The organism is Opitutaceae bacterium TAV5, assembly GCA_000242935.3.
Lineage (GTDB): Bacteria > Verrucomicrobiota > Verrucomicrobiia > Opitutales > Opitutaceae > Geminisphaera.
This window is the reverse complement of the sequence record CP007053.1, coordinates 7178910-7198938: the sequence shown is the minus strand read 5'-3', so window position 1 is coordinate 7198938 and position 20029 is coordinate 7178910. Positions and strand designations below refer to the sequence as shown.

Here is a 20029-nt window from a genome sequence, read left to right as displayed (position 1 = left end):
GCGTAACTCAACCCGACGGCGAAGCCGCCAATTCTTAATTCTTCATTCTTAATTTTTAATTTCTCCTCCATGCACCTCGGATTCGGACTCTATCGCCACATGCTGGACCGCGATCATCTGCGCTTTGCCAGACAATGCGGCGCCACCCATATCGTCGTTCATCTGGTCGATTACTTCAACCGGACATCGAACCGCCAAGACCAGCCCGTCGACGGCGGCCGCGGGGGCGGCTGGGGCCACGCCGGCGACCCGGACACCCTGTGGTCGGTCGATGAACTGGCGGCCATCCGGGAGCTCATCGAATCCGAAGGCATGGTCTGGTACGCCATCGAGAATTTCGACCCCGCCCATTGGCACGATGTGCTCCTGGACGGCCCGAAAAAGGAGGCGCAACTCGCCGGCCTGCAAACGATGATTCGCAGGGTGGGGGAGGTCGGCATTCCGGTGATCGGCTACAATTTCAGTCTGGCCGGCGTTTACGGGCGCGTGCACGGGAATTGGGCGCGCGGAGGCGCCGCGGGCGTGGGACTGGCCGGTTCCGTCGACCAGGAGCCGATGCCCGACGGCATGGTCTGGAACATGACCTTCGACGAGACGGCCAGGGGCACCTCCATCCGCACCCGGGTGGACTCCGCGACGCTCTGGCAACGTCTGGAAACCTTTCTGAGAGCCTGCCTGCCGGTTGCGGAGCAGGCGGGCGTCCGGCTGGCCGCGCATCCGGACGATCCGCCGGTCGAACGATTGCGCGATACGCCGCGCCTGGTTTACCAGCCGCACCTGTATCAGCGCCTCCTGGACATGGTTCCCGGTCCGTCGAATACCCTGGAGTACTGCCTGGGCACCATCGCGGAAATGAGCGAAGGCGATGTTTACGAGGCGACGGAGCAGTACGCCGCCCAGCAGAAAATCAGCTACATTCATTTTCGCAATGTCCGGGGACGCGTGCCTTCCTACCGGGAGGTTTTTGTGGATGAGGGGGACATCGACATGAAGCGCATTCTTTCGATCCTCAAAAAGCACGATTACTCCGGCATCCTGATTCCGGACCACGCTCCGCAGATGAACTGCGCGGCTCCGTGGCATGCCGGGATGGCCTATGCCATGGGTTATATGAAATGCGCCCTGGAAAGTTACACATGAAGACCCTGAACATCGACATTTCCCGGCCTCCCGGATTGGCCGGGTGACTGCGGGACAGTCCGACCGTCAGGCGACGCATCCTTTTCAACTGGCACAACTTTCCCGGCGGTTGCTCCGGCTGGAACCTGGAAGACTGGATACAGTGGGTCGAGGCCGGGCACCGTCACCGCTTCAACGCCATCATGGTGCATCGTTATGGGAACAGTCCCCTGCCCGGATGCAAGATCGACGGCGTCAATCTCTTCGGTCACGCTACTTTTCCCGGCTACGACTTTGTTCAGCTGATATTACGCGGAGCGTGGTGGCGCGGGCGTCTCGTCCGCTTTTGCGGGAGGTGCCTTTCACCCTTGTTTCAGGGCGGCGCTCCGCGCCGTCTGCGGGCGGGACGCCCGCGCCACTTCCCCGGGAGGCGTAACATCAGTTATTCAGGATGGCACCCATACCCCGCAGCCTGCTGCGGGGAGGGTTCATTCTTTTGAATACAGGAGGGGGAAGTGGTCGGCAAAGGGAGTCTGATATTCGCAGATTCTTTGGTATCGCATTTTTTCGCTGAAAGAGGCGTCGCGCCGTTTGCCGCCGACGATTTGGCAGGTTTTCTCATACCGCGTTTTTTGCCTTTGCATGGGAATGATCCGCCCCGCCAGCATGGCCTCCACTTGCCGGAGAAACTCTCGCACCGCCTCTACTCCGACAAACTGGTCGCCGCGATACCACCCGCGCCACCTGCCGGTTTCTCCCGCGCGCAACAAGGCAAACACCTTGTCCATATGGGTCAGTGCGATCCGGATCTGACCCGTCGCCTCCGCCGTGCGTTTTTCCATCAGAGCCGTGACGGCAAGAATGTAGGCCTGCAAGACGTAGCTGAGGTGAAGGTGAAGATGAACCTGCAAGCCGATATGGGTGCGATAGAACTCGCGGCGGGAGGCGGGGATTTCGGGCAACAGAGTCTCCACTTCCCTGGCCAGCGGTTCAAAGTGCGCGATATTCCCCCGGGCGACAGCCAGTCCCTCGGACAAAGTCCCGCCGAGGAATTCAGGAAACGAAGGAAGCCCGTCCGGATGGAAATATTCGATCACGGCATCGGCCAACCGGTCCATCTTGCCGAACAGGTCGTCCTTTTCCCCGAGCGCCGGTTCGAACTGGCGGGCATGGAAATGGAGAATCCAGGAACAGAGATAGTGTTCGCCCAGCGTGCGTTCTTCGTCGCGCATGAAAGGCGCTAAAAAATACTGACGGCAAACCGTGCGAACCTTGTCCGCGATCCCGTCACCATACATCCGGCCCGACCAGTCCAGAAAGAAGTCGTCCGCTGTGTCCGCCGGACTCTTGTCCAGCCACGGCGCGGCGTTCCAGGCAAATGTCATGACGCAGTCCGAAGAGAGCGGAACCGGCCGGATGTCGCTGACATTGAGAAGCAAATACTCCGTGGCTCCGGCCCGGACGAAGCGGCCGAGTTCCTTGAAGATTCGCTCGGGGCTCACCATCTCGGTGAGCTGGTTGCTCCGGTTGTTCATCATGGCCGTGTGATAATAGACTCCTTCGCCCGGCCGGACTTTGCCACCGTCGCAGATCATGCCGTTGCCAAAGTCCGCCCATACCGGCGTGACCCCTTCCGGCAGGTGCAAGTGGCCGTCGCGGTAGAGCTGGTTGCCCTCCATGAAAAGGTTGGCCACCATCGGAGCCCCCGGCTGGACGGCCTGGACCATTTCCACCTGGCGGGCCATGGCACGGGAAATGACTTCGCCCCGTTGCTTGTCGGTAGCCTGGGAGGCATCGTCGTCATGCACCCAGAACGGCTGGTCGTGCCTGCCGCGGTAGCCGATCGTCCAGATGACCTCCTTGTCCCGGAACGCATCGACGCATGTTTTCCAGTGCGCCTCCAGAATGTCCGGATGCTTCGAATGGGAATACGGAATATCCTCGGGCCACCGGTACGTGTTGAGTCCCAGGCCAAGAACGTGGTGCATGTGCAGGGCCAGCCCGCGGCGGCTCGCCAATTCCTGGCATCGCTCGTCGGGAAACGGGAAGGTGGCCGGAACCACCATGTTGCCTCTCAGCCGGAGGAGGGTTTCGTAGATCTTGTCGTAAAGATCCAGCGAGAAGACATTTTCCCGCAACGGGTCGGGCGCGAAGCCGTTGAGCAAATCCTCGTCGTTCAGGAACCAGCCGCGCCACTTGAAAGTCGGCGGGCCGAAGGAAAGATCCAGACCGGCGGGAACCTCCGCCCGCCCCGAAAAGACGGGCCGTTTGTCCACCCAGTAATGCCACGGATCGACGCCGAGAATTTTTTCCGAAAAACAATAGATGGCATAAATCGCGCCCCGGATGCCCGAGCCCGTTGCGACGACTGCATCACGTCCGTCAGCGTCCTTTTGGGTCCGGAGCAGAAAACACTCCGGCGCCGCAAAGGACTCGGGCACGAGTTCCTTCAGCCTGGAGTGGTGTGACCCCAGGTAGATGACGGGCCCGCTGACCGATTCGGGCGGCGAATCGAGCAGCAAGGGCAGATGGCCCATTACATCATACCAGTCGTTCCGGACATCCTCGAGGGCGCGGCGTACGGGCTCCGGTTCGTCGGGCGAAAGAATCCACGGTGTGTCGGGGTCAAGAAGAAGGGTGGGAGAGGGCATGGAAGACAGTGGTTTGAAACAAGGCGTTCACCGTTTGCTCAAATCTCTCGCCAGACAACGGGGCAGTCACGAAACCGTTTCGTGAAAAATCAAAAGAACGTCACCATGCGTGACACTGCACGAGGGGGGGGCCGTCTCCACGGTCTCCAGGGCCCTGCGGGTGGATGCGGGTTGGGTGGAGTGAGAAACGCCGTTCGGTTTTACGAAACGGTTTTCGTAAGCCCGCCCTTGTCGGGGTTGACAAAGACCCGGAGGTTCCGGCAACCCGACTCAGCCCTCTCGCCATGTTTATTCCGAAAAACCACGATCTCTCGCTTCCCGACTGGGGACCGTATTCAAAATGTTATGCCGGCGCATCGCATATCGCCGACCGGCGACTCGGGTTGCGATTCGACCTGAGCGTGTTTCCCGCCCTTTACCGGCGGCGGATCGACGTGCCCAACGTGACCTGGGAATCGGGCTGGCATCCGTGGGAATGCGGACCGGCGTTCGAATACTTCAGCACGCGCCACGAACTGGTCTGGAAGGACAAGGTGTACGCCGACATCGCCTGGTTTCCCTTGACCGACGGGGCTGACGTCGGCGAGGGGTTGCGGGTGCGGTGCGAGCTCGTCAACGCGACGGCGCGCGACGTGCCGGTCGCCTTGCACGCGATGGCGTCGATGAATTTTCCGACGGCGTCCAATTATTCCGCCGAAGCCCTGCGCCGGATTGAGGTGACGGCGGCCAGTGATGGCGGTAGTGGTGGCGGCGGCAGCAACGGCGGCGGACCCCTCGTGAAACATCCGCTGGATTATGACACGCTCGACTTTGCGGTGCCCGCGCCCGACAACCATCTGGTGGCGGACGGGTTGCTGCGCGGCGAAGTGCGCGGCCATGGTTTTCTCGACGGCAGCGGACTTGGCGGTCGCTTCGGCCGCGATGTCGGCGACGCGGTCGGCTATACGTTTACGTTGCCAAAGCCGATGGACGACGCGCGGCTCGTCGTTCGCGGGCGAGGGCAGGGGAGTTTTCGCGTCACCGGGTTCGCCGGGCCGGATGCGCAGGAGAAAACGGGAACGCTGGCATTTGCCGGCGGCGACTTCCGGAACATCGAAATGGCGATCGGAAAACTCGCGCCCGGGCAGCATTCGCTGCGACTCGAAGCGATGGAAGCCGGCGGGGCGGCGGAGATCGCGTTTCTGGCCTTGGTGCCGGCCGCATCGGGACCGGTTACCGTGGTCGAAAAGGAATGGTCACCGCGGCCGGAGATTTTGCGGAGCGGCGGCATTCCTGCCGCTGCTTTTCCGGACAACGTATCCGGATTTCCGGACGCCTTGCGTACTACGAAACAACCCCGTGGCGTTCACGGCAGCGGCAGGAATGCCGCCGCTCCGGACGATCCTGGCGCCCGGTTGATCCTGAAATACCCCGACGCGCCCGCGCATTACGGCATCGCGTGGGACACGGCCGATTTCGAGGTGCGGCAAATCCTCAACAGCGAGCTCGACAGTTTTGTCCGCTACAAGGCGCACGATCACGTCAACGAAACCCTGCGCGGCAATGGCGAGGGGCATTTCACCAATGTGTTTATCCGTCCCGTCACGCTTGCGCCGAAATCCCGCACGGTAATTTGGGGGCTTGTGTGCCAAGGGACGCCGGAGGCCCTGGCGGAAAAGTTCGCACTATTTTTCGAGGGCGACGCTGCTGTGCGCGCGGCGCGGCACGAACTGGCGCATCGCAAGGCACGGAGGCGGGCGTTTACGTTTGCGGCCAATCCGGCAGGGCGGGCGTTCGCCTTCAGTCAGAACCGGATGGCAGCCACCACGTTGAGCAACGCCGTGTTTCCGGTTTACACGCAGCGCCAGCAGGTGCGGCATCGTCCGCCGGGCCGCTGGTGGAACAGCCTCTACACCTGGGACTCGGGTTTCATCGGACTCGGGTTGCTCGAAATCGACGTCGTCCAGGCGGAAGACAACCTTTCGCAATACCTGACCGCGCCCGGCAATCCGCACGCGGCCTTCATCCATCACGGGAGCATGGTGCCGATGCAGATCCACCTCGCGCACGAAGTGTGGAACCGGCTCGGCGCGGGCGGAGCCGCGGGCAAGGCGTCGCTGAAAAAACACTACGCCTCGCTGCGGCAGTACTACCGCTTCCTGGCGGGGCACGCGGAGGGATCGACATTGCGCACTCTGCGTTCGGACCTGCTGCGGAGCTGGGACTATTTTTACAACTCGGGCTGGGACGATTATCCGCCGCAGAAACACATGCACGAGGCGGGGCTGGCGGATCGTGTGACGCCGGTCGTCACCACGGCGCTGGCGATCCGCTGCGCGAAGACGCTGGCCTTGGCCGCACGCGAACTCGGCGAAGCAACCGGCGGCGGCGATGCGGCGCTGGCGGCGGACGTCGCCGGTTACGAGGTCGACATCGCGGCGTTCGGCGAGGCACTGGAACGGCACGCCTGGGATGCAGAGGCAGGTTATTACTCGTATGTCGTCCATGATGCCGACGGGAATCCCGCCGGGCCGCTCCGGCATCCGGCGAGCGGGACAAACTACAACCGGGGACTCGACGGACTGTTTCCGCTCGTGGCGGGCGCGGCCGGAGCAGTCGGCGATGCGGGGCGGCGCGGGTGGTTGCTGGAGCGGTTGTTCGATCCGGCGCGGGTGTGGACGGAGATCGGACTGACGGCCGTGGACCGCTCCGCGCCTTATTACCGGCGCGACGGTTACTGGTCGGGCACGGTGTGGTTTCCTCAGCAGTGGTTTTTCTGGAAAACGATGCTCGACCTCGCCCGCCCCGATCTGGCGCTGGCCATTGCGCAGCGCGCGCTCGAAACGTGGCGCGCGGAAGTGGACGAGTCGTATCACTGTTTCGAGCACTTCCTGATCGAGACCGGACGCGGCTGCGGCTGGCACCAGTTTTCCGGACTTTCGACGCCGGTGATGATTTTTTACGCAGCCTGTTATTGTCCGGGGCGATTGAGCGTCGGTTTCGACGCCTGGGTGAGGGCATCGCGGTTTTCGGCGCGGGCCACGCAGTTCGAGAGCGAGATTTTGTTCCCCGGAGGGGGCGGGAGGATGGCGCGTTCGGTGCTCGTGTGCATGAGGGCCGGGCCGCGCTATCGCGTGACATGGAACGGGGGCGAACTGGCTGCGCCGGCGGTGTCGGAGCCGGTGCCCGGCTTGCTGGCGGTGACGCTGGCGGCGGAAGCGCGCGCCGCGACGCCGGGACGGCTGGAGGTGCGCGCCGTCCAGCCTTCAGAGCAGCCGGCTCCAGTCGAGTGAAGGACCGATTCCCTGGTCTCGCACCGTCCAGCCGTCGTTCCATTCGCCTTCGACGAGGACGATTTTCTGGAAGGCGGGGATACCGGTGCGGTTTTCGTAAAGTTGCTCTGCCATCAGCTCGATGGCCGTCATGCCGATGTGGCGCGGATTCTGGTCCATGCCGGCGAGTTTTTCGGCGCGGATGTCGCGTCCGGAAAAAAACGCCACCCCCAGGTCTTCGGGCACGCGAATGCCCGCTTCCTTCAGCCACTTCAGCGCATCCGAATGGCTGACCACCACGGCATCGGGCCGGTGCTGACGGATCCACTCGATCAGGTCGCGGGAATTCTGATGCTCCACCATGAGCGGGGGCACGTGGAGCGCCTGCGGAAGATAGCTCTGGTAGACGGACGTTGCGGCGAACAGATAATTGAGGATACTCTGGTCGGAAGATTTCGGATACATCAGTCCGATGCGGCGGTAACCGAGATGATCGAGCCGCGAGAGCAGGCGCAGCAAGGTGCGGTACTGGTCATTGGTCACGCGATGGCAGGGCAGATTCTTGAGACCGTAGCCGAATGCGACAATGGAGAACTGTGTCCAGTCCATGTCGATACGGGTGACGGTGGTGGCGGGTGCGGGCGCAAGAAGCACCCCCCGGATGGCGCGTGTTTGCAGGATATTCGACAAGCGTGCGCCCTGCCAGTTGACGCTACCCAGCCAGAACTCTTCGAGGCGAAAGCCCAGTTCCTCGCAGCGTTGGGTGGCTCCGTCGAAATAGGCTTTGTACTGGATCATTGATCTCCATTTGTCCGGGGTCGGGAATGCGGTGACAAACGCGACCGGCTCGAAATGTTTCCGGTGCCGGTTGCGCCGGAGCTGGCTCATCAGGGCCGAAACGGCGGGGCTGGGCTTGTAACCGAGTTTTTTCGCCTGCGCCTGAATACGCCGGCAGGTTTCGGCCGGAATCGTCGGATCGTTGCGCAACGCCTTGGAAACCGTTGAACGCGCCACGCCCGCGGCCTTGGCGATGGATTGCAGGGTAATGCCGGGAAGAGGGTTCATGCGTGATTCGAGGAACATGCCTGCCAGCATGACCCCGCCGGGGAAATTCCGCCATTACGAAACGGTTTCGTAATGCGGCGATTGAACCTAGATCATTCCGGACCCAAACACTGCATCATGATGACGCCCCCCGTTTACCCCCGATACCTCGCCGCCGCCGCTTCTGCCCTTTCCCGACAAACCGCGTAAAGCCAATCCGAACACCCAAATTCATGCTTATGAATACCAACAAAACCCTCAGCACCGTGGCAGCATTTGCCATTCTTGCGGTCACTTCCGTGTCCGCGCAAACGACTATCAACTGGGCCAGTCCCTCGACCGGCGGCCTGTCGGTTGATGCCAATTGGGAAGGCGGAGCCCGCCCGACCGCTAGCGACCAAATCGCCAATTTCGGGAATGCCACGGCCAACCGGACGGTGATCGCCTACAACGGGGGGATCGGCGGGTTGCTGCTCGGTATCGAGTTTTCACAGACGTCCCCTTTCCAGAATATCGTGGAACTTCGTCGCAACGTCGGTTTTACCAACGCGATTGTGCTTGGGGCCTCCGGAGGAGGGCAGGTGATCCTTCGCCTTGACACGGCGCTCGCCGCCATTGCTTCCGCCGACACCGTCGATGGCGGCGCCTATGCGGCAGTAGCCGGCGCCTCCGTACGTTCCCTTTCTGCGGCGGGCGGCATCACTCTCAACACAGGTGGAGCGTTGCATCTGGGCAAGATCATCAATGCCAGTGGTGCCACCATCGAGACAGTGCAGCTGTTCAATGCCGACACGACCATCGCCGGCGGGGAACTTGTCGTCCAGAATGCGCGGAAAACGGGCTCCGGTAACGCGACTCGCGTGACCTATACCGCCAGCGGCGTCGGCAAGGGCAACATCACCATGAGCTCCGGTAAAATCGAGGTGGGCGCCGCCTATACCGGGAGCACTTCCGGGACGACCATCACCGACACCAATCTCAAACTCAGCGGAGCCCTCACCCTGACCGGCGGCACCACTCTGTTGCACCTGTTCTCCACGACCGATGCGGCCAAGATCGTCTCGGCCACCACCATCACGTTTGGCGGCGACCTTGTGATTGATCTCGCTTCCGGCGCACTCGCGGACGGCGCCGTCTTCAAATTATTCGAGACTACCGAAGGGCTGACCGGCGACTTTGCATCAGTCACCCTGTCCGGCATCAGCCAGTCGCTTGCGAGCGACGGGAACGGACTCTGGACAACCGACTACAACGGTTTCAATTACGCCTTCTCGGCATCCACCGGCAATCTCTCCATCAGCACCTCGCAGATTCCCGAGCCTTCCGCCGTCGCGCTCCTTGCCGGGATCAGCACGCTGGCGCTGGTTATCGGCTTGCGTCGACTGAAACGCTGATTGCTCTCAGGCCCATCAAAACAGGGCAGGCAACCGTGCATGTCTGCCCTCAAATCCCCGACTTTCTTCCCCTATGAAAAACAACACATCCTTCCGGAATGGAAGCGGCCGCATGCAGGGTTTTCCCTCTCCTGTCGGCTTCATGTCATCTACCCGTTCGCGACATCGCGCTTTTACCCTGATCGAACTGCTCACGGTCGTGGCCATCATCGGTATCCTTTCCGCGATTACACTGGCCGCTCTCGGCAGCGTACGCCAGACCGCCCGCCGGGCGCAAAACGTGGCCAAACTGCGTACGCTCGGCATGGCTTGCCACCTCTACGCCAACGATAACAAGGGCAAGATGCCTGTGGTCGTGATCAATTCTTCGGGCGATGCGCAGCAGACCGAAGGCGTGAACCTGTTCAGCAACCGACAGGACTTGCTCCGAATACTTGGAGAAGGATTTCCCGGCGGTTCGGGCGCCGGCCAGGTTCCCAATGCGGATGTGTTTTATGGTCCCTTCACGCCTCCGCTGGAAGAAGGACGCACGCCCGGCCAGCTCAAGGCCACGTCAAACGTCGGCTTCCGTATCAGCTATTGTTTTTATTCCCTCCCCGCCAGCGGAACCGCCATAGAGCCTGATCTGTTCAATGACCGCAATGATGCGAATTACGTGCGGACCACGCCCCTGCTTGCCGACCCCACCAGCGCGAGCAAGATACAGGATACGGGCTTTACGGATACAAAAGCCGCCGTGGTGCGGCTGGATGGAAGCGTAACGGTGTTCCCGCTGTCCCGCTTCACCGGGCTCGGTTCATATGACACCATACGAGTGCTTGCCGGACTGAAACAGCCCACTTCTCCATGAGGCTGCCCGCTTCCCGCTTTTCCTAAATCATGAATGTCGTTCCCTCTCATCCAAAAATGCCTTCACAAAACAAACCGTTTTTCAGGACTTCTCTCATGAAGCGCTCCTTCCGTCGTCTGCGTTTGCCGGCCTTGCTGGCCATCCCCGCGTTTGGCATGTGCACCTTGCCGGGCATGGCCGCACCTGCTCTTTCCACGACGCCGGAAGGGCACCCTCTCCCCCCCGCTATGACTGCCACCCAATCCGCCACGCCAGCCCCCGCCTTCACCTATGACCCCGCCGCGCGCGAGGCGGGAGGTGTCATGGTGTTCGACGGCGCCGCTCCCTCGCGAGTCGTCACTCGCGAAGGCCGCAGCGGCCTGACCTTCCGGAGCATTCGCGGACGCGCCATGCTCCCGCGCCACACAGCCGACAAGCCGCGCGGCACCGCCACACTCTGGGTTCTCCCGCTCCAGGAGCTCTTTCCCGCCACGCAACTCCCCGCGCACAGCCGCTCCAATCCCTTTTTCAACCGCTTCGTCTTCCTCTCCGACCGCGAAGCCGTCCAGGAAGTGGAGGCCGCCAACTTCACCCTTCTTTACGAGACCCGCTGGTACCCCGCCTTCCTTGCCAAATTCGGCCAAGGAACCATCAACCAGAGCAAATTTCCGGCAGACCACACCGCCAGCGCCCTCGCCGGCTTTCTAGCCATGCCTGCGCTCGTCTGGCAACAGCTGGCCGTCACCTGGGACCACGAGGCTGGCGTGTATCAACTTTTTTCCGACGGAGTGATGATCGGGCATTCCGACGTCACGGTCTCCCATCCGCCGCACGACGCCCCGGCCCCCGCGCTCTACTTCGGCAGTCCGGCCATCGTCACCGGCGAAATCGCCTTCTATGACCAGGTGCTTTCCCCCGCGCAACTTCGCGCCTTGTTCGACTCCGGTCTCAAGCAAGCTCCCGCCAGCGCACCGGCTTCCCTCGCAACCCGCACCGAAATGGAAAAGATCTACGAAGGGCGCGATCTCCCCAGGCTCGACTGGCGGCCGGGCGGGGAAAACGCCACCCCCGTCGGCTGGGCGCGCCAACTCGCGCTTCCGCTGCGCGACTACGCCGATTACGCCCACTTCTTCCACCAGGGAGGGGGCCCGACTGTGCGCTTCGGCCCCGACGGCCTGCGCGTGACTACACCCGGCCTCGACGAGTTCGTCCGACGCGAAGCCAAAACCGCGACCGGCGACGTCCTCGACATGACGCGCATGTACCTCTGGACGCGCCGCGTGTTCGAGGGCGACCTTTACCTGAGCGTCCATTTTCAAATCCACTCGCACGGAGGACTGGCTCTCCTGATGACTCAGGCCTCCGGTATGCAGGGCGAGGATTTCCTCGCCGATTACCCCCTCCGCTCCACCGGTTCCATGAGCGTGGTCCACATGGAGGACGTGCGAAACTACCACTGGGAATTTTACCGCGAGATGACCGACACCCGCAACGATCTGGTTTCGCACGCCGTCATAAAAAATCCCTGGCTGCGCCCCGTGGCCTTCCAGATCGAGAACCGCCAGTGGGAGACCGGCCGCTGGTATCGTCTCGAATACTTGCAACAGGGCGCCCGCCTTCGCGGAGCCATCGACGGGGTAACGGTATTCGATGCCACCGACACCGGTTTCGACAACAATGGCCCCGTTCTCCGCCACGGACACGTCGCACTCCGTGCCATGATGCGTACCGACATGACGTTCCGGGATCTGGAAATCTGGACGAAATCCGATTTCGAAAAATAAATGAGACCGGCAGGCGGAAGAACTGAAATCTGCCATAAGCTGCCGCACACGCTGTTCCGTGCGAACATCCTCCCTTTCTTTCTCGTCCATGAAACCTCCCGTCTCCCGCCTTCTGTCATTTTTCCTCTCGCTGGCCGTGCCTGCCTGCCTCGCCTTCGCTGCCGATTCACCTTCGGTAACGCTCGATGCATCGACGCATCGGCTCGTTTATCGGGCGGACGAGCAGGGCAATACGATCCCCGACTTTTCCCGCGCCGGTTATCACGGCGGAGGCGTGGCGCTGCCGGTCGTGGCCGTCGTCCGGACACTCGAACCGGTTGTAGTCGAAAGCGGCAGCACGCCGCCCGACGACGGTAAGCGCATCCAGGCCGCGCTCGACGCTGTCGCCGCGCTGCCTGCCAATGCCGAGGGGCATCGCGGTGCGCTCCTGCTCAGGCGCGGTGTTTATCGCGTGGCGGATTCGCTGCACGTGCCGGGCGGTGTTGTCCTGCGGGGCGAAGGCTCCGGCGAGAACGAGAGCACCGTCATCATTGCCACGGGCAAAAAACGCCGCGGGCTTGTCACGGTGGGCGACCTCAGCCTTGGAAAACCTGCCGGCGCCATCGGCACGACGCCCGCGCACATCGGCTCGGCGGAGATCGAAGGCACGCGTCACCGCGTGACCGATACGTATGTTCCGTGGAGCGCGAAAACCCTCACCCTCGAACACACCGAAAAACTCTCGGTTGGCGATCGTGTGGTGGTGCTTCGTCCCGGTACCCCCGAATGGATTGCCGAGCTCGGCATGGATCGCATCGTGCTCACCAATCCGGACTCGGGCCGCGAGCTCTACCAGTGGAAACCCGCCGAATATGATTTTCCGATCGAACGCTTCATCGTCGCCATCGACGCTGCCACAAACCGGGTGACGCTCGACGCTCCGCTCATGATCGCACTCGACGTCCAGTATGGCGGCGGCTGGCTCTACCGCGCGGAGTCGCGCCGCACCGCCGAATGCGGTGTGGAATCCCTGCGACTGGTGTCCGAATACAGGAAAGGTCAGGAAAAAAAGGATACCGAACACGCCACGGTGGGAGTCACTTTGCTGGCGGTGGAAAACGCCTGGGTGCGCGACGTCGTCGCGCTGCATTTCAACCTGGGTTTTGTCGTCGACCGCACCTCCATTTTTACGACGATCCGGGACAGCGCGCTGCTCGATCCCGTCAGCCCGATCAAGGGCGGCTATCGCTACGGCTTCCATCAACGCGGCCAATACGGGCTCGTGGAAAACTGCCGCACGCGCAACGTCCGTCATTCCTTCGTCACGAATTACCGGGCGCGCGGTCCCAATGTGTTTCTCGACGGCGTTGCCGAGCTTTCGCACAACGATTCCGGTCCGCATGAGCGGTTCGCCATTGGTTCGCTTTACGATAACATCCGCGAGTCGCTGGACATGATCGTGCAGGATCGCGGGGATCACGGGACGGGGCATGGCTGGTCCGGCGCACAGCAGGTGTTCTGGAACTGCGAGGTAGCCGGGAGCATCATCGTGCAAAAACCGCCCACCGCGCAGAACTGGGCCATCGGCAGCATCGGCAAGTATTCCGACGGCCGATACCCGGACAGGCCTCGCGGCGTGATCGAATCGCCCGATGCCCACGTGCAGCCCGCGAGCCTGTATCGGGCACAACTGGCCGAGCGGCTCGGCGCAGACTGAATGTCTGCGACTCTGCTTTCATGATTCTCCACCGGCTGCTCTCATTGGCCGCACTGGTGCTGGCAACGATCACAACCGCCACATCCGCAGCCATCGAAGACTTGGCTGTGCCCGCGCTGGAGTTTGTCGAGCGTCGCGGCGGTTCCCTCTGGATGACCGCCCGCACCCGCAACGGCATTTATGAGAGCACGATCATGTTCCGGCCTGGCGGAGCGGCGGCGTCCCCGCCGCCGGACGGGGCGGCAGCCCCGCAGGACAGGAAGGCGCGCTGATGCACGTCCGGCGGCGAGACGCCGCCGCTCCGGTCCTCCCTCCCCCCTCCCGGAGCTTGCGCAACCAATTGCGCAACGAGTCGCTTGATACCTTGCCTCCGCCGAACTTTCTTCCTTCTCACGATGAACCCCGTATTTCCCTACCCAAAAAAAACGACCGTCATGCGTTCGCGCTTGCCGCGAGGAATCCTCCTCGCCAGCGAGACTCGGCAAGGTTTCACCCTGATCGAGCTCCTTACTGTGATCGTGATCATCGGCATCCTCGCCGCGATTCTGGTGCCCGTGGTGTCGAAGGTTCGCCAGTCGGCGGCCAATGTGCAATGCGTGTCGGCGCTGAGACAGTATGGCCTGGGCATCCAGATGTACGTGAACGACAGGCGTGACGGAAAGCTGCCGGGGCCGCTGTACGGGCACGTTTTGCCCCAGACACGCACCAACAATGGTGAGCCTCAAAACAAACACCTGTTCAGCTTCATTGCCCCCTACCTCTCGCTCAAAACGACTTATAATGACCGGTATTTGCCGGACGAGTACGTCTGCCTTGGCTGGCGTCGCAACGTCCCCGTCGTTGACTGGAAAACCAAGGATGGGCCGCCCGTCTACTTGCTCACCTCGGGGGTAAAATCAGCCCGCTACAGCAGCAAGAACCCGTGGGGGAACGCCAACGACGAGAACAGCACACCGCTCACTTGGGCGGAGGTTGTTTCGGAAAACCCTGCCTCCCGGACGTGGGCCTTGCGGGATGTGGATGCGATGAACACCTCCTCCTATTCCGGCAAGCTCCCGAAGGAACCCGTCCACGGCGATCACCGCAACCAGCTCTATTTCGACTGGCACGTCGGCCGCGTCAGCAAGGCCGATTCCGACAAGGCACCCTGACAACGCCTCCCCTCCGCCCCCGGGCTCTTCCCGACCCGTATTTCCCGCACAAACATCGCAAATCCGCACAACCACAACCCGCACAGAACAAAAACAACCTGCCATGCAAACACATAGTATCCTTCTTCTGCTCACAGGGCTCCTGACCTGCGCCACGTCCGTTTGGGCAACACCGGTCGAAATCGACCTGCTGGGCCGTTCCTGGTATCGGAGCAGCACAAATATCACCACATGGAGCAAGACCAGCACACAGATTGTTTATCGCCCCAATACCGAAAACACCGAGGCGCTCGCCTACTTCGCCAACCAAAGCTCGCCGGTCACGCTCGATATCGGTGAAAAACTCACGCTTTCGTTTGATTACACGATTACAGGTGCCGTCAACAACCGGGCCTCTTCGTTGCGCATGGGCCTGTTCAACTCCGGCGAGGCAACGCGTGTAAGCGGAAATTTCTCCAGTGCAGCAGGAGCCGACGACTACACGGGGTATTTCATCACGACCAATCCGGGAGCCACCGGTGAGACCGGCACAGCCCTTCGCGCAAGAACAGACGGCAGTTCCACATCCTATCTCCTGGGTGGAGGCGCCAGCAGTGTCCCCGGTGTGGTGCTGGATTCCAGTGCTTCGACCAAAGTCACTCTGAACGCTTCCTACAGCGGCTTCTTGGAAATTGCGCGCATCAGCGCCACCGAAGTCAGAATCACTTATTCATTCGGAGGCGAATCTGTCGTGTGGACGGATTCCGTTTACAACTACACCTCCTTCGACACGATTGGCGTGAATTTTAGCAAGGTATCCAGTGCTGACTCAACTACCCTGACGATCAATCGGCTGACGTTGGAGGTCACCGCCATCCCCGAGCCTGCGACGGTCGCCCTGCTCGGCGGACTGGGAAGTTTTTTGCTGGCCGTCGCCTGTGGGCGCCGTCGGCAACGCTGACACCGGCTGCGTTCACTCGCCTGTATCCGGGACGCGGGCCCGAGGGTGACGCAGGGAGCGTCGCCGCTCCCGGCCCTGACCTTCCCGGCAACGCCACTACCATTTTCCCATGAAACATCCTGCCTTCTCACTCCTTCCGTTGTTGCTTGGCTTGCTGGCCGTGCTGGCCGGCGCCTTCGCCGCCGAATCCCCCTCGGTCACGGTCGGTTCATCGACGCATCGGCTCGTCTATCGGGCGGACGAGCAGGGCAATACGATCCCCGATTTTTCCCGGGCCGGTTATCATGGCGGAGGCGTGGCGCTGCCGGACGTGGCTGTCGTCCAAACCCTCGAACCGGTTGTCGCCGAAAGCGGCAGCACGCCGCCCGACGACGGTGAGCGCATCCAGGCCGCGCTCGATGCCGTCGCCGCGCTGCCTGCCAACGCCGACGGGCATCGCGGCGCGCTCCTGCTCGGGCGCGGTGTCTATCGCGTGGCGGATTCGCTGCACGTCCCGGGCGGGGTTGTCCTGCGCGGCGAAGGTTCCGGCGAAACCGACGCCACCGTCATCATCGCCACGGGGACAAAACGCCGCATACTTGTTACCGTGGGCGACCTCAGCCTCGGCAAACCCGCTGGCGCCATCGGCACGACGCCCGCGCATATCGGCTCGGCGGAGATCGAGGGCACGCGTCGCCGCGTGACCGACGCTTACGTGCCGTGGAGCGCGAAAGCCCTCACCCTCGAACACACCGAAAAACTCTCCATCGGCGATCGTGTGGTGGTACTCCGTCCCGGCACTCCCGAATGGATCGCCGCCATGGGTATGGATCGCATCGTGCTCACCAATCCGGGCCCGGGCCGCAAACTCCACCAGTGGAAACCCGAGGAATACACGTTCGCGATCGAGCGTTTTGTCACCGCCATCGATGCCGCTACACGCCGCGTGACGCTCGACGCTCCGGTCATGATCGCGATCGACGAACAATACGGAGGCGGCTTTCTTTACCGTGCCGAGTCACGCCGCGCCGCCGAATGCGGCGTCGAATCCCTGCGCCTGGTTTCCGAATACGAAAAAGGTCAGGAAAAAAAGGATACCGAGCACGCTACGCTGGGCATCAGCCTGACGGCGGCGGAAAACGCCTGGGTGCGCGACGTCGTCGCCCTGCATTTTAATATGGGTTTTGCCGCCGACCGCACCGCTATTTTTACGACGATCAGGGACAGCGCGTTGCTCGATCCTGTCGGTCCGATCAAGGGAGGCTATCGCTATGGCTTTAACCACCGTGGCCAGTACGGGCTCGTGGAAAACTGTCGTACGCGCAACGCCCGTCATGCCTTCGCCACGAGCTACCGGACGCGCGGCCCCAACGTGTTTCTCGATTGTGCCGCCGAGCTTTCTCACACGGATTCCGGCCCGCACGAGCGGTTCGCCATCGGCACGCTTTACGACAACATCCGGGAATCGAAGGACCTGATCGTGCAGGATCGCGGGGATTACGGCACGGGGCATGGCTGGGCCGGCGCGCAGCAGGTGTTCTGGAACTGCGAGGTCGCCGGGAACATCGTCGTACAACAACCGCCCACGGCGCAGAATTACGCCATCGGCAGCATCGGCAAGTATTCTGACGGCCGCTACCCGGACCGGCCCCGCGGCGTTGTCGAATCGCCCGATGCCCACGTGCAGCCGGCGAGCCTGTACCGGGCACAACTGGCCGAGCGGCTCGGCGCAGACTGAATGTCTGAGACTCTGTTTTCATGATACACAGTCGGCTGCTCTCAATGGTCGCCCTTGTGCGACCCGCGCGCATGCCGCACACTGCGGGTGTTGACATGCTCGCCCCGGAATCTGGCGGAAAACTTCGCGACAAGCTCAACGCCCTCGCGCACTACGGCAGCGAGTCCGCGCTCGTGCGCCTGCTCGGGGTGGCTTATGCTAGGGCGATGCTCACACTCCTCAACCTTGATACTGCCGCATCCCGATGAGCTTTTTATTTCGCTGCGTTCCGGTTCTGGCATTCGGCGCCGTTACGCTTGGCGGCGCGGTCACCCGCGCCGATGTCGAGTTCGCGCCCGGCGTGCCCGTGCTCATTGTCGGAGCACCCGGCGTCGCGGAGCAAACCGCGCTCGAACACCTCATCCGTGATCTGAAAAAAGTGCTTGGACGCGCGTCCCCCCTGGTTACCGACGCGAAAGAAATCGCGGGCAAACCCGCCCTTGTGATTCTCGCCGCACCCGAGCCGTCCGGCGACTTGAGGCGCGATCCGCGGCTCTCCGCGCCCGAAGCTCACGGCATGCGTCTGGTCCAGACCGGCGACGGTCCCCGGCTCGTGCTTGAAGGTGGTGGTGTGCGCGGGCTTCTTTACGCGATTTATGCGTTTACCGAGGAATGCCTCGGCGTGCCGCCTCTCTGGCATTGGAGCAACTGGCAGCCGCAGCCGAAAGCGGGCCTTTCGCTGCCCGACGGATTCGAGCACCTGCACCCGGCCCCCTGCGTGCGCTGGCGCGCATGGTTCAACAACGACCAGGATTTCCTTTCACCGTGGAAACAAGCCAATGGAGGGGCAAACGCCGAGGCCATGTTCGAGACGATTCTCCGGCTCAAATACAACACCTACGAAGTTGAGACGGTGGCCAATCTTGGCAAATCCTCGCCCCCTTACGAGCCAGACAGCGAGGCGCTCGCCGCGCACAAACACGGGCTGGTGATCACCACGCATCACCACTCGCCGCTCGGAGCGCGGCTTGGCCGCCGCCTGGAATACTGGAACCGGTTTTGGACCAGGATGGGCCGCGGCGGCGACATCCCGAAACTCAGTGTGCGGCATCCCGAGCCGCTCTGTGAATACTGGCGTTACCACGTCGAGACCGCAGTGCGCACAGGCTTCGAATGCGTCTGGACGATTACGTTTCGAGGCGGCGGGGACATCCCGTTCTGGCAGACATTTCCGGATGCACCGCCCGACATGCCCGCCCGCGCCCGCATGATCGAACAGATGCTGGCAAGGCAGGTCGCCATCGTGAAGGAAGTCACTGGCAATCCCGCCCCGTTGATGCGGACGACGTTCTACAATGAAAGCGCCGATCTTTTCGCAGCCGGGTTGTTGCGGCCACCCGCCGAGCCGACCTTGATCTGGAATTTCGTCGCCGCCCGCCGCGACCATTTTCCTGCCGCCGATGTGCGCGGCTTCAAGGCGCCGCCAGATCTGTTGGTCGGGTATTATTTCAACTTCCAGTTCACGTCCACCGGCTCGCACCTCGTCGCGGCGGAAGGGCCATGGAAGATGGCGGCCAACTACCGCGTGCTCGATTCGCTCAACGCTCGTCCGCTCGCCTTCACGGTTGTCAACGCCGGCAACATCCGCGAGCACGTCACCGAACTCTCGGCCAACGCCGCGATGATGTGGCGTTTTGATTTCTTCGATCCTTCCGCTTTTCTCACGGATTTCAGCGCACGCTACTTCGACGCTGTCCGTGCTCCGGAGATCGCTCGCCTGTATCACGATTATTACTACGCATTCTGGCTCCAGAAAAAGGCCGACTTGCCGGGCTTCGATCGACAGTATATTTTTCAGGATCTGCGCTATGCCCGCGCCGCCGGGATGCTGCTCAAGGCGCTGCAGGGGGACACCCGCACGGCGAATCCGCTCGATGGCCATCCGCTCGATAACCCCGATACCGGCAGCGTCGGTTATTTCCGCGTCGAGTCCGAGCCTGGCGACCACGGCCAGATCGGCGCCATCCTGCGTGGCACGGCGCAGTCCGGAGCCGCGTTTGCCGCGGTCGGCCGGGAGGCGGAGCGGTTGCGCGCGGAAATTCCGGCGCGCAACCGCTGGTTTTTCGACCAGAATCTGCGCATCCCCGCACAAGTGATGGAACGGCTCAACCTCATGCTCCACGAAATCGCCGAGGCTTGCGCCCGGCCCGCCGCTGCGCACGAGGAAGTTCTCACGCATCTCGCCGCCGCTCGCGTCGCGCTCGCCGATGCCCGCGAATTGCTGTGCTCCACCGACACCGGTGTGTTCGCGCACTGGCACGACAGCGACGAAAAATTCAACATCAACAACCTCCTCCAATTGCTCGATGCAACGGGTGCAATTCGAACCCGTGTCAGACAGAATAAGCAAAGATGAAAAAAAACACCTGTACAAGTAGAGGCTGCCTCCGGCCGTCCGACACTCGGAATGTGTG

14 protein-coding genes are annotated in these 20029 nt (G+C 62.3%); 12 read left to right on the top strand and 2 right to left on the bottom strand.

All coding sequences use genetic code 11. The features are described 5' to 3' along the window. The first annotated feature begins 69 nt into the window (after positions 1-69). Entirely contained in the window at positions 70-1140 is a 1071-nt protein-coding gene (locus tag OPIT5_30395; GenBank protein AHF93835.1) for a D-mannonate dehydratase, read from the top strand. Positions 1141-1607: 467 nt separating this feature from the next. Here the strand turns inward: OPIT5_30395 and OPIT5_30390 are convergent, their stop codons facing one another. After that, positions 1608-3770: a hypothetical protein gene (locus tag OPIT5_30390; GenBank protein AHF93834.1), complete on the bottom strand. Its 2163-nt coding sequence runs from the start codon at positions 3768-3770 to the stop codon at positions 1608-1610. A 284-nt stretch (positions 3771-4054) separates the two neighbouring features. Here OPIT5_30390 and OPIT5_30385 point away from each other — a divergent pair, with 284 nt between their 5' ends. Continuing rightward, positions 4055-7042, top strand: a complete 2988-nt coding sequence (locus OPIT5_30385) for a hypothetical protein (protein AHF93833.1) — start codon at positions 4055-4057, stop codon at positions 7040-7042. On the opposite strand, the gene OPIT5_30380 is transcribed toward OPIT5_30385, so the two are convergent. Next, positions 7016-8116 (bottom strand): LacI family transcriptional regulator, encoded by a 1101-nt coding sequence (locus OPIT5_30380; GenBank protein AHF93832.1) that lies wholly within the window; start codon positions 8114-8116, stop codon positions 7016-7018. The two genes, OPIT5_30385 and OPIT5_30380, sit on opposite strands and share 27 nt — an antisense overlap. Before the next feature lie 182 nt (positions 8117-8298). On the opposite strand from OPIT5_30380, the gene OPIT5_30375 reads away from it, so the two are divergent. The 10 genes from OPIT5_30375 (at position 8299) to OPIT5_30330 (ending at position 19971) form a co-directional block, all read left to right on the top strand. Next, positions 8299-9459: an anchor protein gene (locus OPIT5_30375; GenBank protein AHF93831.1), complete on the top strand. Its 1161-nt coding sequence runs from the start codon at positions 8299-8301 to the stop codon at positions 9457-9459. Between the two features lie 73 nt (positions 9460-9532). Further along, the gene (locus tag OPIT5_30370; protein AHF93830.1) at positions 9533-10309 is read left to right on the top strand and encodes an N-terminal cleavage protein; all 777 of its coding nucleotides are present in this window, start codon (positions 9533-9535) and stop codon (positions 10307-10309) included. Between the two features lie 95 nt (positions 10310-10404). Next, entirely contained in the window at positions 10405-12072 is a 1668-nt protein-coding gene (locus OPIT5_30365; GenBank protein AHF93829.1) for a hypothetical protein, read from the top strand. 88 nt (positions 12073-12160) lie between these two features. Further along, on the top strand, positions 12161-13768 hold the full coding sequence (locus tag OPIT5_30360) for a hypothetical protein (protein ID AHF93828.1): 1608 nt from the start codon (positions 12161-12163) through the stop codon (positions 13766-13768). A 20-nt stretch (positions 13769-13788) separates the two neighbouring features. After that, positions 13789-14040: a hypothetical protein gene (locus OPIT5_30355; protein AHF94943.1), complete on the top strand. Its 252-nt coding sequence runs from the start codon at positions 13789-13791 to the stop codon at positions 14038-14040. A gap of 123 nt (positions 14041-14163) precedes the next feature. Next, positions 14164-14919 (top strand): N-terminal cleavage protein, encoded by a 756-nt coding sequence (locus OPIT5_30350; protein ID AHF93827.1) that lies wholly within the window; start codon positions 14164-14166, stop codon positions 14917-14919. 103 nt (positions 14920-15022) lie between these two features. Next, a complete protein-coding gene (locus OPIT5_30345) occupies positions 15023-15859 on the top strand; it encodes an anchor protein (GenBank protein ID AHF93826.1) in 837 nt (278 codons plus the stop codon). 109 nt (positions 15860-15968) lie between these two features. Beyond that, complete coding sequence (locus OPIT5_30340; GenBank protein ID AHF93825.1) at positions 15969-17576, top strand: hypothetical protein; 1608 nt, start codon at positions 15969-15971, stop codon at positions 17574-17576. A gap of 44 nt (positions 17577-17620) precedes the next feature. Beyond that, complete coding sequence (locus OPIT5_30335) at positions 17621-17824, top strand: hypothetical protein (protein ID AHF93824.1); 204 nt, start codon at positions 17621-17623, stop codon at positions 17822-17824. Then, positions 17821-19971: a hypothetical protein gene (locus OPIT5_30330; GenBank protein AHF93823.1), complete on the top strand. Its 2151-nt coding sequence runs from the start codon at positions 17821-17823 to the stop codon at positions 19969-19971. Before OPIT5_30335 ends, OPIT5_30330 begins: the two co-directional genes overlap by 4 nt. Positions 19972-20029 lie beyond the last annotated feature (58 nt).

Coding starts and splice junctions, on each gene's coding strand:
- OPIT5_30395 (AHF93835.1), top strand. CDS start 70: ATGCACCTCGGATTCGGACTCTATCGCCACATGCTGGACCGCGATCAT.
- OPIT5_30390 (AHF93834.1), bottom strand. CDS start 3,770: ATGCCCTCTCCCACCCTTCTTCTTGACCCCGACACACCGTGGATTCTT.
- OPIT5_30385 (AHF93833.1), top strand. CDS start 4,055: ATGTTTATTCCGAAAAACCACGATCTCTCGCTTCCCGACTGGGGACCG.
- OPIT5_30380 (AHF93832.1), bottom strand. CDS start 8,116: ATGCTGGCAGGCATGTTCCTCGAATCACGCATGAACCCTCTTCCCGGC.
- OPIT5_30375 (AHF93831.1), top strand. CDS start 8,299: ATGCTTATGAATACCAACAAAACCCTCAGCACCGTGGCAGCATTTGCC.
- OPIT5_30370 (AHF93830.1), top strand. CDS start 9,533: ATGAAAAACAACACATCCTTCCGGAATGGAAGCGGCCGCATGCAGGGT.
- OPIT5_30365 (AHF93829.1), top strand. CDS start 10,405: ATGAAGCGCTCCTTCCGTCGTCTGCGTTTGCCGGCCTTGCTGGCCATC.
- OPIT5_30360 (AHF93828.1), top strand. CDS start 12,161: ATGAAACCTCCCGTCTCCCGCCTTCTGTCATTTTTCCTCTCGCTGGCC.
- OPIT5_30355 (AHF94943.1), top strand. CDS start 13,789: ATGATTCTCCACCGGCTGCTCTCATTGGCCGCACTGGTGCTGGCAACG.
- OPIT5_30350 (AHF93827.1), top strand. CDS start 14,164: ATGAACCCCGTATTTCCCTACCCAAAAAAAACGACCGTCATGCGTTCG.
- OPIT5_30345 (AHF93826.1), top strand. CDS start 15,023: ATGCAAACACATAGTATCCTTCTTCTGCTCACAGGGCTCCTGACCTGC.
- OPIT5_30340 (AHF93825.1), top strand. CDS start 15,969: ATGAAACATCCTGCCTTCTCACTCCTTCCGTTGTTGCTTGGCTTGCTG.
- OPIT5_30335 (AHF93824.1), top strand. CDS start 17,621: ATGGTCGCCCTTGTGCGACCCGCGCGCATGCCGCACACTGCGGGTGTT.
- OPIT5_30330 (AHF93823.1), top strand. CDS start 17,821: ATGAGCTTTTTATTTCGCTGCGTTCCGGTTCTGGCATTCGGCGCCGTT.